13 protein-coding genes and 1 pseudogene are annotated in these 15,364 nt (G+C 35.7%); 12 read left to right on the plus strand and 2 right to left on the minus strand.

Features of this window, described 5'->3' with window-relative positions:
- Positions 1-132 precede the first annotated feature (132 nt).
- Positions 133-1,029, plus strand: a complete 897-nt coding sequence (locus ACQKMR_RS11150; protein WP_427697358.1) for a peptidoglycan-binding protein — start codon at positions 133-135, stop codon at positions 1,027-1,029.
- Positions 1,030-1,145: 116 nt separating this feature from the next.
- Here the strand turns inward: ACQKMR_RS11150 and ACQKMR_RS11155 are convergent, their stop codons facing one another.
- Positions 1,146-2,168, minus strand: coding sequence for a hypothetical protein (locus ACQKMR_RS11155; RefSeq protein ID WP_427697359.1), 1,023 nt, complete (start codon positions 2,166-2,168; stop codon positions 1,146-1,148).
- Between the two features lie 314 nt (positions 2,169-2,482).
- Between ACQKMR_RS11155 and ACQKMR_RS11160 the strand changes: the two genes are divergently transcribed.
- The 4 genes from ACQKMR_RS11160 to ACQKMR_RS11175 all read left to right on the plus strand — a co-directional run bounded on the left by ACQKMR_RS11160 (position 2,483) and on the right by ACQKMR_RS11175 (position 4,959).
- The gene (locus ACQKMR_RS11160) at positions 2,483-2,995 is read left to right on the plus strand and encodes a DUF3189 family protein (RefSeq protein WP_427697360.1); all 513 of its coding nucleotides are present in this window, start codon (positions 2,483-2,485) and stop codon (positions 2,993-2,995) included.
- A gap of 304 nt (positions 2,996-3,299) precedes the next feature.
- Positions 3,300-3,491 (plus strand): hypothetical protein, encoded by a 192-nt coding sequence (locus ACQKMR_RS11165; RefSeq protein WP_427697361.1) that lies wholly within the window; start codon positions 3,300-3,302, stop codon positions 3,489-3,491.
- 738 nt (positions 3,492-4,229) lie between these two features.
- Entirely contained in the window at positions 4,230-4,514 is a 285-nt protein-coding gene (locus tag ACQKMR_RS11170; RefSeq protein WP_427697362.1) for a YjcQ family protein, read from the plus strand.
- Positions 4,515-4,614: 100 nt separating this feature from the next.
- Positions 4,615-4,959, plus strand: a complete 345-nt coding sequence (locus ACQKMR_RS11175) for a YolD-like family protein (protein WP_427697363.1) — start codon at positions 4,615-4,617, stop codon at positions 4,957-4,959.
- A gap of 212 nt (positions 4,960-5,171) precedes the next feature.
- Here ACQKMR_RS11175 and ACQKMR_RS11180 read toward each other — a convergent pair whose 3' ends face one another.
- Complete coding sequence (locus ACQKMR_RS11180) at positions 5,172-5,456, minus strand: hypothetical protein (protein WP_427697364.1); 285 nt, start codon at positions 5,454-5,456, stop codon at positions 5,172-5,174.
- Positions 5,457-5,881: 425 nt separating this feature from the next.
- On the opposite strand from ACQKMR_RS11180, the gene ACQKMR_RS11185 reads away from it, so the two are divergent.
- From ACQKMR_RS11185 to ACQKMR_RS11215, 7 genes and pseudogenes are all read left to right on the plus strand, one after another.
- The gene (locus ACQKMR_RS11185; RefSeq protein ID WP_427697365.1) at positions 5,882-7,276 is read left to right on the plus strand and encodes an Ig-like domain-containing protein; all 1,395 of its coding nucleotides are present in this window, start codon (positions 5,882-5,884) and stop codon (positions 7,274-7,276) included.
- 705 nt (positions 7,277-7,981) lie between these two features.
- Positions 7,982-8,230, plus strand: a complete 249-nt coding sequence (locus ACQKMR_RS11190; protein ID WP_427697366.1) for a hypothetical protein — start codon at positions 7,982-7,984, stop codon at positions 8,228-8,230.
- A 186-nt stretch (positions 8,231-8,416) separates the two neighbouring features.
- Positions 8,417-9,649 (plus strand): MFS transporter, encoded by a 1,233-nt coding sequence (locus tag ACQKMR_RS11195; protein WP_427697367.1) that lies wholly within the window; start codon positions 8,417-8,419, stop codon positions 9,647-9,649.
- 48 nt (positions 9,650-9,697) lie between these two features.
- A complete protein-coding gene (locus ACQKMR_RS11200) occupies positions 9,698-11,188 on the plus strand; it encodes a M81 family metallopeptidase (protein ID WP_427697368.1) in 1,491 nt (496 codons plus the stop codon).
- Between the two features lie 78 nt (positions 11,189-11,266).
- Positions 11,267-12,130 (plus strand): MurR/RpiR family transcriptional regulator, encoded by an 864-nt coding sequence (locus ACQKMR_RS11205; RefSeq protein WP_427697369.1) that lies wholly within the window; start codon positions 11,267-11,269, stop codon positions 12,128-12,130.
- A gap of 156 nt (positions 12,131-12,286) precedes the next feature.
- Positions 12,287-13,000 (plus strand): annotated as a pseudogene (gene menC, locus ACQKMR_RS11210) (o-succinylbenzoate synthase); the annotation flags it as partial.
- A gap of 45 nt (positions 13,001-13,045) precedes the next feature.
- Positions 13,046-14,653 carry an N-acyl-D-amino-acid deacylase family protein gene (locus tag ACQKMR_RS11215; RefSeq protein ID WP_427697370.1) on the plus strand — a complete coding sequence of 536 codons (1,608 nt, stop codon included), beginning with the start codon at positions 13,046-13,048 and terminating at the stop codon, positions 14,651-14,653.
- The last annotated feature ends 711 nt before the right edge of the window (positions 14,654-15,364 follow it).

Genomic DNA, 15,364 nt, shown 5'->3' on the forward strand with positions numbered 1-15,364 from the left:
TTTAAAAAATAATAAGTTACAAAATACGAGTCGCCTCTTTAAGGGGGTGGCTTTTTATTATGCAAAAACCAGGTAGGTGTACAAGCATTTGTGATTAAATAGCATAAAAATAATAGGAGGTGAATAAATAAAATGACGGTAAAATTACAAACGTTATTAACCAGATCCGAAAAGCATATGGGCAGTGGTATACATCCAGTGGTGAAAGAATCAGCATTAGAAATGATTAAACGCGCCTATAAAGAAGGTATTTTTGTTCAAATCAGTTCGGGCTACCGTTCTATGGAAGAGCAAGCAAAGTTATATGGTCAAGGTCGCCTAGGATATAGTTATAATGGGAAAAATTATAGTGATCTATCGAAACCAAAAGTGACAAACGCTCAGCCAGGTCAATCTTATCACAACTATGGACTAGCCATTGATTATATCATAGTGCGTGATGATGGGAAGAATGCAATATGGACAGTTAATTCAAAATGGAAACGTGTAGCTGCTATTGGTAAAGATTTGGGTTTTCAATGGGGGGGAGATTGGGCTTCGTTTAAAGACTATCCTCATTTGGAGATGACGGGTGGATTATCCTATTCACAATTACAAGCAGGCAAAAAACCCCATTTGGTATCAAAGGTGCCTACTGGTGATCAGACTGTGAAACAAATCCAGAAAACATTAAACAGTAGGTATAATACAAAAATCGTTGTGGATGGGTTTTATGGCCCTAACACTAAAACGGCGCTGATAAAGGGGCTACAAACGGAGCTAAATAAACAATATAGTGCAAAGCTTAGAGTCGATGGGAAATGGGGTCCTAATACAAAGGCAGCTTTACCCATTGTTAGAGAAGGGGCGAATGGGAATATCACATATATCTTACAAGCTGCTCTTTATTCCGAAGGCTACAATCCAAATGGTGTAGATGGTATATTTGGAAGTGGCACAAAATCAGCGGTAAAAGTATTTCAAAAAGCTAAAGGGTTACCAGCTGATGGTATCGCTGGTGAAAATACATTTGCTAAGTTGTTTGCATGACATAAAGTTGTGTGAATGAATATGCAATATTTTTATGGGTAAATTATTGTATAACTCCCAGAATCACACCACGTTAGAAGCCCGTCTCTAAATCGAGAGGGGCTTTTTTTCTCTATCTATTCAAACAGAGTATATAATCTAATTGGTTTTTGGTTGCCAGAAGAATCTAATCCGGGATTTAAACTTAAAAATACAGTCTCTACACTTGAATTATTTGGATTGTTTTCAACTTTTATTCCCTCTGCTTCAAGAGTGCCTACATAACTTCCTGTTATTTTTATGGTGTTGATATGCTCTGCATTACCACCGTTACTATAAGAATATTTATAGAGTGTAGGTGTATCACCTGCTGCACCGCCATACAGATAAAGGAATTTGTTACCAGAACCTACTCCAGTGATATCAAAACCTTGAAAGGAATTATTGGGTCTTGTCAGTCCTGTAAAATTTGTCAACTGCAATGAGCTTAGATCTTTTATAGACATCTTATTTTCTGATGAAGCCTTTAATGCTTTTGTTACATCACTTAGTTTATATACGGCGTAGTAGGTATTAGATGCTGAAGTTCCAATTTGAATTCTAAAACAAATACGATCTTTGCCATCTGCTATTGCAACAGCACTTCTATAGGCACTACCACTTATTTTTGATGTGACTTCCTCTAGATTTGTTATCGTTTTTACATTTACTACTTCTGCGCCAGTTGATTTTGCAGGGTTAACTTTATACTCAATAAGTGATATATCAGTAGACCATTTATTACTATCACCACTATTTACGGTATTCCCTACCCATAATAAAGTTTTTCCATTCTCTTTTATCACTTCTAAAGACTCTCCGTGTCCATAGTCTCCAAGCATTACATAATCTTCTACTTCACATTTTTCACCTTTAATAATGCAGCGTGAAATCACTGTAGCCGATTTAACCCTCTGAGTAATAAAAACTTCATTCTTATCGCCATAATCAAAGTTTTGTATAGCATTTTCATATTTCAGGCCTAAATATTCAAAAACCCGGTCTATAGTAGTCGTTTTTGTTGGGACTGTGTTGGCAGCGCTAATAGGAATACCGGACATATTTAAGAGTATGAGGCATCCAAAAAGTGATATAAAAGTTTTTTTAAAAATCATTTTCATTTTATAATCCCCTTTTTTATTTTCTTATCATTATTATTTGCAGATAATATCATAACATGTTAATTATGTTTAATTTTATCTTAAAAGTTAAAATATATAATGAAGTAAAAGAGGATTAAAAGGTGTCGTTTATTTGGATGTAATTATAGGATCTACTACAAATTCAGGAACAGTCTTCACTTACGATTGAACAAGTTTTTTCTCAAGGAGTAACTGTACTAAACTGTGTAATACCAGCTAAGAGATAATTACCTGAATTGGAACTAGCATAAATGACCATAATGACCATAGATAAAAATATAAAGGATGATATCATGATTTATATCTATAATGACTATGGTGGGACACATACCACGGCTCTTGCAGCCGCCTATCATTTAAAAGAAATTACCCAATCAGAACGAAAACTAACTAAAGAAGAAATATTAAATGTTAATTATTTCAATAAATTAACTAAAAATGATTCAGGGAAAATCATTTTTCATGGGATAGATGAAAACGGAGACTCTGTTTATACTCTAGGACGGAAATCATCCAAAATTGTTGTTCCAGCATTAAAAAACTTAAGCTTAATACTTCAAAGCAAACATCAATTTCATGAAAAAATAATATTCTCTAATACATCACCAACTGTACCGTTGGTAATGTCAATTGGGGGTTTTTTATCAAGACAATTAAAAATTGATTTTATTGGTGTACCATTATTAATTTTAGGTGCCAAACAATGCTGTGATAATATTTTCCGGCTGGTTGAAAACACCAAACAAATAGGGAAATCCTCAGTTGAGGAAAAAGTGATTATTTTAGAAAATGAAAAATATAAGTAATATAGTTAATGTTTTATCTAGGTTAGAAAGAGATATCCATAGCACATAGAAAATCGGTTTTTACATTAAAATAAACTAAAATGTTAAGCATGATACATTGAGTCAACCATTAATGTTGGCTCTTTGTTGTTAACATCTGAAAGAAACTATGATGTAAATTATCTCTTATGAATTTAAAAAATCAAAAGTTTTTTGGAATCTATGTAAATTTTGTAATGAATATACGTGAATTTCGTAAACTTTTGGAATCCTAATTAATTTCCTGATTTTTAGTTGTATGATTGAGAAAAAGGAGTTTATTGAGATGAAATTTTCAAAGACTATTGTAAATTTTTTTTCAATCAAACAAAAAGAAATACCCGAAACTCACTTTCAATGTCATGTCTGTGACGGAACAGGTGCCTATGATATATATACTGACTGTCTTACTTGTAATGGAAAAGGGCTAATAAGTAAAGTTGAGTATTTTAGTAGGCTTGAAAACGGTGAAATCTAAAGGTTTTCATGTAGACTGTTACTATGCCTAACGATGTACAGAAGCACTGACAGAAAAGCTTACACAATAGTGGTTAAAAATGAAAGCAAATAAAGTTGTTTAGTGTGCGTATACGAGGATTTGACAGGGATTGAAGAGCAGGTTTAGTTGCACAGTAAGATTTTATTTTTTTATCTGTCTTAAAATAATAAGAAGTACAAGAACCTTTTCAAATATATTAGTTCCAGTCATTGATAATGACCTAATGATAGAAAAAAATCTACACTTATATTATTTCTAGTAAAATACATTAAATTTTAGTAGGAAACGGCCAAGTTACATGATCCAAATAAAAGTCCCTAGGAGGCGAATCCTATGTCGTCCAAAAGGACGGGCTTATTAATTTCGAAATGGAGAGACAAAAAGTGTTCAACTTGGATTATCAGCTTTATATAGTTTGGCAACAGGGTGCCAAACTATTCAAAGCATGGACACCACTTTTGGGAGTTACAATGGTCATTATTGCATAGACATTATAAAGGGATGTATAAAAGCTTTATGACAAAGGATTAAAAAGCAGAAAAATGTATCAAGGAATGATATCCATTTAAAATGAACCAGTCAGATAACATTGATAATTTTTTACAAGCAAAAGTAAAAACATTGATAGTTAAGGGTGACCTTTAATTGGTGCTGTAAGGAATTAATTAGAGGTGATTATATCCTTTAGTTGAAATGATTAGAATAGGAGTGGTGAGTGTGAATAAAGAAAGAGTACGTTTGGCTATTTTAAAGGAATTAGACAATGGAAATAACACCTTTAAACATGTTGATTTAGGGATTGAGCCTAATGCCCTTAAAGACGCTGTTGGATTCCTACAAGAGGGAGGGTATATTGATGGTGCTGAAGTATATTTTACAGGGAATTATGATATATCCAACGCTATGATAATTAAAAAGGGAGAAAATTATTTAGAGGATAATTACCTATTAATGAAAGCGTACAAGGGGTTGAAGGGAGCGAGAGATTGGATAAAAATTTAATAACAACATTAAAGCATCCAATCATTGGATGCATTTTTTTTGTCATAAATAAGAACAAATGTTCTATAATATAAATTATAGAATGAATGGAGTTGTTCCTATGTCACTTAAAGATCGCGGAAATATAAAATGGAAATCAGCTATGTTTTTGCCTGAGCACGTTAAATTACTAAAAGATTTAAATAAGGATTATTATCGGCAAGTAAAACCACTATTAGATGAATACCAAATAGAAGAGTTTGAAAACAAAATACACTATGCTATGGAGTTTAGTTCACCAGTAAAGTTTACTGTTTGGGAAGACGGCTTCGATTGGGAGTATACAGGATTATTACATAGATTAGACCCAATAACTAATTTGATTCATTTAGAGTTGGAGAAAGAAAAAGGATATATTATAAAAATAAAATTTGAAGATATTGTAGAGGTAGAGGTTAAAGAGTAAAGGTATTTAAATGGAAATATCAACTTTTCTATATTCTTAATCTTACTTGTTACTATAAAAAGTTAATTAATGTGAATATACTTAAAGCTAATAAAGGAAAAACGCTAAGACTATACATTAATATTACTTGGCTGTGTTCGTTTGAATTATTGCTAAGGAACACAGTCAAAGTCATAAAGGAATGTTGTGAGAAAAGAGATATGAATACACAATCACACGATTTGTTTTTTTACTTGTTTATCAAGCATTATAATAAGTATTTCACTTGCTTTCTTTTTCTTAATCGTCCTATTAATTGGCAAGCGTTGTCCTATATAGCCACGAATTTGTTTGTTATGATTAAAAAGCCTAGTATATTTAGGGTTGTAATACAAATTAGTAAACCAATCATATTCTTTTAACATATCAATGTGTTTATCCGTATGTTTTGTACTATTATGTAATGACATTGATGCAACGAATAAAAAATCTAATGCTAAGGATAATAATTCACCCATAATGAAGGAACCTCCTTTTATTTTATTGGTTAATTTTACCTTAAAAGGATACTTAGGAGAAATTATTTATTACAATAGCAGCATTATTTCAGAACAGAGCTTTTTGTTTACAATAAAATGAATTTATAAAAAAACCACCAGTCATATAGGATTGGTGGTCTTCTTTTGTTTCAATAAACTCAACAACTTCCTCAAGTTTACACAGATGTCAGGGACGGTGGCAAATACGTAAAATTCAAAGGGAAGGTTTCATCATATAAAGGTTCTTTAGAATGGAAAGCACCATTTAAACAGCTGCTCAAATAGTAGTTGATAATCATACTAGAATCTATTTGTATAGAAAACTGCTTATGGTAATTCAGGTATATATGTATTAGGATAAATATAGTAAATGGTTCATTATAACGAATTCAGGGGGAGAAAACGTGCGTAATAAAGGTATTTTGTCATTGGTTGCTGTAGGGTTATTAGCTTCCACAGTGTCCGTGGGTATTGTTAAGGCTGAAGGAAACGAGAACGAGTTAGCTAGGAAAGCTATAGAAAGTCAAGTAGAAAAACCTCTCCAAAAAGGTGTCATTGATCCTAAAACATTTAATCAAATTGAACAAGCATTAAAAGGTTCACAATCATACTCAGTAAATAGTTTCAATAAAATGGGTACGATGAGTAGTGGCAATTCTGATGAAGATTACTTGATTGAAAGTGAATATAATGACGACTTTAATTCAGCAAATATATCATCATATGAAAAGCCGACAATCGGTCAACTACTTCCGTTGTACGATGTTGATTTCTATAAAGTGAAAGTACCTCAGAGTGGAATTTTATTAGTAGGAGGAGAAACTAACTCATACTCCATTGATCTTCTATTTACTGCCGTGCAAAAAGATTTTGTTACTAACAGCAAATTAGAATATTTAGGTAGTGAATATGAGGATAATGTTGAAATACAAGCGTATCAAGCTAAAGCTGGAACGTACTATGTGGGTGTTATAGACACTGATAACGACTACGTTGACAATAATACAGAAGAGGATTTATATGCTATCTCAACTGGATTTGTAGACAATGTTAAACCATCTAAGCCAAGTGTTAATAAGGTTGACAATAATGACAAAGTAATTACAGGGAAAGCAGAAGCTAATTCTACGGTTACTGTTAAAAGTGGAAGTAAAGTATTAGGCTCTGCAAAAGCAACATCAAAAGGAACATTCTCTATTAAAATAGCAGTTCAAAAAGCGGGAACTAAATTGACCATCACAGCAAAAGATAGTTCAGGGAATGTGAGTTCAAGTGCTTCTGTAACTGTTATAGACGTTGTACCACCAAATACACCTACCGTAAGTAAGGTAGATAATAATGACAAAGTAGTAACAGGGAAAGCAGAAGCTAATTCTACGGTTACTGTTAAAAATGGAAGTAAAGCATTAGGCTCTGCAAAGGCAACAACTAAAGGAACATTCTCTATTAAAATAGCCGTGCAAAAAGCGGGAACTAAATTGACCATCACAGCAAAAGATAGTTCAGGGAATGTGAGTTCAAGTGCTTCTGTAACTGTTATAGACGTTGTACCACCAAGTAAGCCTACCGTAAGTAAGGTAGATGATAATGACAAAGTTGTAAGAGGGAAAGCAGAAGCATCATCAACTGTGACCGTAAAGGTAGGTAGTAAATCCCTTGGTTCAGCGAAAGCAACGTCTAACGGCAGCTACTCAGTTAAGATAAAAGCACAGAAAAAGGGAACAACCCTTTCGATAACTGCAAAAGATAAAGCAGGAAATATTAGTACAAAGACGACTACTAAGGTTGTAAAACATTAAATTCATTGAAAGAGTCGAGGAGTAATTCCTCGGCTTTTTTGTTGAAAGTTGGATACAAATTTCATTAGGGATGAAATATCTCATCTAGCTTTTTATCTGAAAAAAACTTTAAAAAAACAAAAAGGGTAATCCACATTGTTTATTAAATATCTAATTATTATGGGTAAGGTTTCATGTTAGTTAAATAAAAAAGGGAAACCAAAATATATCGAAAGAGATAAAGAGAGTCATATTACTTTTTTTATGTATATAAATAAAGATCACCCCGGACTAAGGAATTAGAAATCTAAAGAACTATACAGCGCCTTGACATAATTTTAGGGTTGAAGTGCAGAAAGAACCCGAAAACGAAAACATTCGTATCAAAGTTCTACAAAATAAAAAGTTATTGACTAAATATTCTAAATTATATAAAATTTAGAAAATAAAGTTAAAACTTCAAATTTAATTTTCAGTTGAAGTTAAAACTTTAAAAAGTTAAAAGGGGGTTATGGGGATTGAATTTATCCATGTGATTAAAATTCTTTAGTATGGAGGTTATAAATGATTACATAATGAAGTGGCCTATATGTCTGCAAGAGAATTAGCTTCTAAAATCAAAAACTTGAATTTTCCCCTGTAAAAGTGACAGAGGCCTTTATCACTCATATATAGGAGAGAAATAAAAGTTTAAATGTTTTTGTCTACTTTGGATATGAAGACGCATTGAAAAAAGCAAAAGAGGCGGAACGTTCTTTGTTAGCCTGTGAAGAAATAGACTCATTAAGTGGATGGAGTATGACCTATATGACTAATTTTACGGGTCACCCTTTTGCATCGATCCCTGCAGGGCTTGCAGACCAACTTCCCGTTGGAATGCAAATTATCGGGAAAAGGTATTCAAATACCGATGTTATAACAGCTAGTGCTGTATTTGATAAGCTAAAACCATGGAATAAAATTTATGACATATGAAAGAATCGATTCTTAGACCTTCATCAAATATCCTACAGAAATTAAACCTACCCCAACATAAATTAGTAACTCGTTTAGAAATAACAAACTTGCCAAGGGCAAAAACAAGAATAAGAACTCATTTTATGGCTTTACACATTTAATCCAAACAGCTTGGTTAATTAAAATTGAATAGGGAGGAAAATTATGGGGCGTTTGCAAGAGTTCTCACAGAATAAGTATTTTATACTTTTCGTTCTTTTTGCAGGTTGGATGGTTGCTTATTTAGACCGTATGGTAATGAGTGTGGCTCTAACATCAATAGGGGATGACCTTCATTTAAGTGCTGCATCATTAGGGATTGTTCTTAGTAGCTTTTTTGCTGGTTATGCATTAATGCAAATTCCAGGAGGTCTTTTGGCAGACAAGTTCGGTTCAAAAAGAGTAATGATTGTATCACTCATTGCATGGTCATTGTTCACGGCGTTTACAGGCTTTGCATGGTCATTGGCTTCTTTGCTCGTCATCCGTTTCTTGTTCGGAGTTGGTGAAAGTGGATTCCCTGCAGCCAGTTCAAAAGCAATTGCCGAATACTTTCCAAAAGCCGAACGAGCGAAGGCACAGTCCACCATGTTATCTTCCAACGCATTTGGCGCTGCCATAGCTCCTCTCTTTGCCGCACCAATGATGCTGTGGCTGGGCTGGAGAAACATGTTTGTCGTTATTGCACTAGTTGGAATGGTTCTAGTAGCTGTTTATTGGGTAGTTTTAAAGAAGCCAACAAACCAACAAAAAGATAATGCGAAGCATGTTGAGAATAAACAGATCTCAATGAAAGACTTACTGCGGACACCCACGATGTGGAAACTGGTTGTTGCATGGTTTGGATTAGATGTTGTGATCTGGGGTTTTTCATCTTGGCTTCCTTCCTACCTTTTAAAAGTACGTGAATTGGATCTTCTGCAGGCTGGTGTTATCTCATCATTGCCGTTTTTTGCAGGGGGAATTGCCATGATATTAGGAGGATGGGTAGTCGATAAATATTTTGTAGGTCGTGAAAAATATTTTGCGATTGTTGTGGAAATACTGGGGGCTGTGTTTCTTTACCTTATGTTTAAAACACCTTCCCTTGAAATGGCTGTTACCTATCAAATACTATCAGCCTTTTTCTTATATGCAGGGTTCGCAGGGATTTGGTCATTACCCCTAAAAATTCTCCCTACAGCAGTTATGGGATCTGCGGCGGGAATGATTAATTTCGGAGGTCAGTTAGCTGGCTTTGTGTCTCCAATGGTCATGGGCTTCTTAATCACTGCTTTTAATGGTTCTTACGATGCAGCATTCTGGTTTTTAATTCTTTCTACCATTATCTCTGTGGCAGCCTGCTTAACACTCGGTGATGCAAAAAAATCACTAGAATCAAAGGTAATAAGTGTATAGATTGCTAAGTTGAAATATCGAATAAATTAAAGAAAAGAGGAAGTTTATTTGAAAATAGCTCTAGCACAGATTGCTCATGAAACAAATACATTTTCTAATGTATCAACGACAGTAGAACTTTTTAAAAACTGGGAATGGGATTATAAGGAGAAAATTATTGAAAGACATTTAGAGGTTGATGATTACTTGGGGGGCATGATTGATAAATGCAACCAACTTGGTATCGAAATCGCTCCAACATTTTCAACCTTTACAGGCCCGTCAGGCATGATCACGAAAGAAACCTATGAAACGTTAGAGAATGAGTTAATCACAAGCATACAAAATGCAGGAGAAATAGATGGAATCTGTCTAGCTTTACATGGGGCTGGCGTTGCAGAAGGAATCGATGATTTAGAAGGGTATTTACTAAAAGCCCTGCGAAAATCCATAGGATATGAGATTCCTATTGTTGCAACATTAGATTTGCATGCCAATGTTACAGAATTAATGGTGCAAGAAGCAGATGCTCTTCTAGGCGTTAATTTTTATCCACATACGGATTCTCATGATAGAGGAAGGGAAGCCATTCAATTACTAGGACAAATCATTCAAGGTGAAATAGAGCCTGTAATGCATCTAGAAAAGCTGCCGCTTATCATTGCCACCTCAACAACATATGAATCCCCAGCAATGGATATCAATGAGTTATGCTGGGAATGGGAAAAGGAACAGGAAGTTGTGGATTGCACGTTCTTTCACGGGTTCCCTTATACTGATATTCCTGATGTTGGTGTTTCAGTAACCACCATTACAAACGGAAACCCTTTATTAGCGCAAAAAGTGGGGAATGAGGTGGCCAAAATAATCTGGGAAAAGAGAATGGAGTTTCGACGAGATCTACCAACTCCGGAGGACGGAATTCAACAGGCTTTATCTAAGCAAGGTCATCCGATCGTTATCAATGAAACGTCGGATAATCCAGGTGGAGGGTCTCCAGGGGATGGAACATTTTTATTAAGAGCAATGGTTGAAGCTAATGCTCCAAGGACATGCTTCGGATTCATTTACGACCCTGAAGTAGCAGAGTTGGCCCACCAAGTAGGGGAAGGGTCATATATAGATGTGGAAATAGGAGGAAAAACAGATTTATTACACGGCAAACCTTTGTCCGTAAAAGTTTATGTTAAGAATTTATCGGATGGTCAGTTTTTCCAAACGTCTCCCATGTGGCGAGGAATAAAGGTGGATCTTGGAAGATCCGCGAGATTACAAACCGGCAATGTAGATATTATTGTTTGCTCGGTAAGATCCCAAACCTTTGATGAGCAGGTTTTCTTGCTTCATGGAATGGATGTAACAAAATATAAAATTGTAGCGTTAAAATCAAGTCAGCACTTTAGAGCAACCTTTCAGTCCATAGCAAAAGAAATTATTACAGTAGATTCACCGGGTTTAAGCACTTGTGATTTTTCGTCATTTCATTATAAACGAATTAATCGACCGATCTACCCTTTAGACTCAGTTCAAGGTTATACAAATCAGACAACAAAGGTATAACAGAAATATTCGATATGAGAGATGTGAAACAGTAGGTGCCAATCCAAGCACCATATCATCTAGAAAGGAAGGTCAGGGATGGAACCTATCAACGAAGTCATCAGAAAGAATTTTAATACGCTAACGAATCGTCAAAAAATTGTAGCCAAATATATTTTGAATCATCCACAACAAATCGCATTCCAAAAGGCAAAAGAAGTCGGTGAGTTGACAACAACCAGTGAGACTACGGTGATACGTCTATGTTACGCGCTTGGATATAATGGATTTAGTCATTTGCAAAAGGAGATTCAGACAACTTTATTAGAGATTGGACAAACAGATCCATTAGAAAAGTATAGAGTATCAACTGGAGCCCTCAGTCAGAACAATGATGATCTTATTAAACAAATTAAGGAGGGGGATATTGCTTTTATAGCAAAAACCCTGGATTCTTTGGATGGGGAATTATACAAAAAAATTATAGATGCCATTCTGTATTCAAAAAAAAGATGTGTTGTTGGTATGAGAAGCTCGTATGCAGCAGCTAATTGGCTGGCGTATAGTTTAAACATTGTGAAAGGAAGCACCCATTTGTATAGAGGAGAAATTGACGACGCCATTTCTTTAATTTCAGACATGGACAAAGAAAGCTTAGTTATCGCCATTTCATTTCCGCGTTATGCTCAGGAGACCGTTTCGTTTGTCAAGGCCGCCAAGAAAAAGGGGGCGAAAATAATTGCCATAACGGATAATGAAATATCTCCCTTAGGATCATTTGCAGATTTGTTGGTAAAAGTTTACACCCCCTCTCCTACAGGACTAAACGGGATGGCTACCATGTTTTCATTGCTGAATGTTATTGTATCTGGCGTCGCCTCATCGAAGTGGGAAGAGGTACAAAATCGTATTAATGATTATGAACAAACGAGCGGACAATTTTTTCCATTTTTTGAGCAGTAGACCGATTCGATCCTCTAACATTAAATAGAGAAAGGGACTATGACATGAACATAAATAACAAATTTCCAGACTGAAAATGCCACTAAAACAACCATTTGAAACCAGCTTTGGCCGTTTGACTTATAAAGAGTTTATCGTAGTATGCGTTCATAGTGAATTGATGTAGGGGTAAGTATCGGAATCGAGGATACCGTGGAAAAAAGTGATTGAGAAAGTGTAGGAACTTATTGGCGAAGGTTACAAAAAAATTAAAGTGAAAATTAAACCATGTCATGATGTCGAAGTAATTCGTGCTGGGAGCAATTTGGCTCTAATATTCCTTTGATGGCTGATGCAAACTCTGCCTACTCATTAAATGATGTTAATATCCTTAAAGAATTGGACCAGTTTAACCCATTAATGATTGAGCAGCCATTGGCTCACAATGACATTATTAATCATTCTTAGCTTCAAAAACAGCTGGTTACGCTAATTTACCTGGATGAAAGTATTCATTCTGTAGAAGACGCTTGAAAAGCAATTGAATTAGGAAGCTGTAGAATTATTAATATTAAGTTTGGTCTAGGAGGAGAACTGACAGAAGCTAAAAAAATCCATGATCTATGTAAATCTGCCAATATTCCGGTTTGGTGTGGAGGGATGCTCGAAGCTGGGATCGGTCATGCACAAAATATTGCACTTTCGTCGCTCGACAACTTTAGCATTCCTGGGGATACATCCGCTTCTGATCGTTATTTGGCTTATGATATCGTTAAACCAAAGGTCATATTATATCAACCAGGTCGGTATCAAGTGCCGGACTCTCCTGGTATTGGTATGAAATTAACCAAGCTGTATTTTTCAATAAAGAGCCATTTACAAAAGAATTGATATTGCAATAATTGATAGTAGAACAAGCTAATAGGAGGGATTATATTGTTTGATTATATTATAAGAGGTGGACAAGTTTTTGATGGTACAGAAAATCCATGGACGAAAGTGGATATTGGTATTAAAAATGGGTTTATTAGTAAAATAGGTGATCTAAGTAACGAACAGGCTACAACGGAGATAGATGCTAAGGGATTGGCTGTTTCACCCGGTTTTATCGATACGCATGTCCATTCTGATTTGCTCTGTACAAAACCAGAGATCCACCATATAAAAGTATTACAAGGTGTTACGACTGAATTATTTGGCCAGGATGGTATTTCGGTTGCTCCGGTTTCTGAAGAAACCAAGCCTTTATGGCAAAAGCAGTTAAAAGGACTAAATGGAGATATAGGCGATTGGCCATGGAACTCAATAGATGAATACCTTCAGTTTTTGGAAGATTCCGATATTGCAGGAAATGCGACATACCTCGTGCCACATGGGGCTGTACGGACACTTGTCATGGGCTTTGCTGGACGTCAGGCGACACAAGAAGAAATGGATCAAATGCAACTCCTTGTGGAAGAGGGGATGAGGCAGGGAGCAGTAGGGGTATCTTCGGGTCTGGTCTATCCTCCCAATGTGTTTTCCAATAAAAAAGAATTAATTGCAATCTGTAAAGGGGCAGCTAAATATGACGGCTGCTTTGTGGTCCATATTCGTAACGAGAGTAACCACTCCTTAGAAGCGTTGGATGAGGTCATTGATGTTGCCCGTCAATCAGGTGTTCGTCTCCATGTCTCTCATTTCAAAGTCGCAGGTAAAATGAATCGAGATAAATTTGAAAAAGCTCTTAAAAAAATGGACCAGGGCCGTAATGAAGGAATTGAAATCACATTTGATCAATATCCGTATACAGCTGGATCAACCGTTTTTCACGCTATTTTACCTCCTTGGATGCATGGTGGAGGAACTTCTGAACTGTTAGAAAAATTAAAAGAACCGGATATTCGAGAAAAAATAAAACAAGAATTTAAGAATAATGAGGACTACGAAAACTGGGTCCTTACCTGTGGCTGGGAGAACATTATTATTACTGCTGTTTCTACAGAGAAAAACCGCTGGGCCGAAGGCAAAAACATGTATGAAGTAGCTAAATTATTAGAAGCAGATCCTGCAGACGCGGCCTTTGATTTACTTATTGAGGAGAATGCGGGAATTACAATGGTGATTCATTGGGGTGATGAGGAAGATGTAATTTATGGAATGAAACACCCCCTACAGATTGTGGGGTCGGACGGTATTTTTGGCGGGAAACCCCATCCTAGACTTTACGGGACATATCCACGTGTGTTGGGACGATATGTGCGCGAAAAGCAGACCCTTACCCTTGAACAGGCCGTGCGTAAGATGACAGGTGCGCCTGCTCAGTTGCTACGTTTAAAAGACAGAGGATTAATCCGAGAAAGTTATGCCGCGGACATTGTGGTGTTTGATCCCAGAACAGTGAAAGACCATTCAACATACGAAAACCCACTAGAAGAGCCGGTTGGAATTATTTACGTCCTTGTAAATGGGCAATTGGCCGTAAAAGAAGGCAAGTATATCGGTACTACTGCAGGAAAAGTGTTACGACAGGAGAACAGTTATGCAAGAAAAATTCACCTATAAGATTGTAACCGAAACTCGAATCACTGTCAGACATTGTTGAATTAAAAAAATGGGGTGGGGAGAAGAGGTAGTCACCTCTCTCCCACAAATGGTGGCTCCCATTCACAACGGCGGGGTAGTCATGGTGCATTTGATAAGAATGTAATAGACTATTGGGATTATGCTATTGAATTGCCAGTTACCGTAATCTCAGTAAAAAGCCCTATTTATGTTCTCATATGATGGCCATACACCTCCAATATCGAAATCAAGTAATGGGTGAGCAATTGAAATTAAAACAACGAGAGTGGGAGATTGGATATTTGACCCAATTGAAGTTAAAATTGGATATCTTAACTTTTCCAAACTTGTAGAGTATGTAAAAAACGTATATTGAAGCTTATTATGGTTACATGAATGATAAAATTAAATAAAGATATACCCTCCGACCGATTCTTGGTTGAATAGGATCTTTTGTCTGAGACGGTTATATTTACGCTTGAGGGAAACCGCAACCACCAAGCCGGGTAGAAGAAGAAACTATCTGACCTTAAGTTAGACGGTGAACATCCTATTCCTTATGTAAGGTCGGCTATTGGAACAAATGTATTTCCCTTGAATTTACCAGTTGAAATTGAGGGGGTCCTTGAAATAGAAGAGTAAAGATAAGATAAAACACTTTATGAGCCTTCTTTTAACACATTTAGAGCAATATATATCAGTACTGAAAGC

Origin of the sequence: Peribacillus sp. NPDC096540 (genome assembly GCF_050278525.1) — a bacterium.
Taxonomy (GTDB): Bacteria; Bacillota; Bacilli; order Bacillales; family DSM-1321; genus Peribacillus.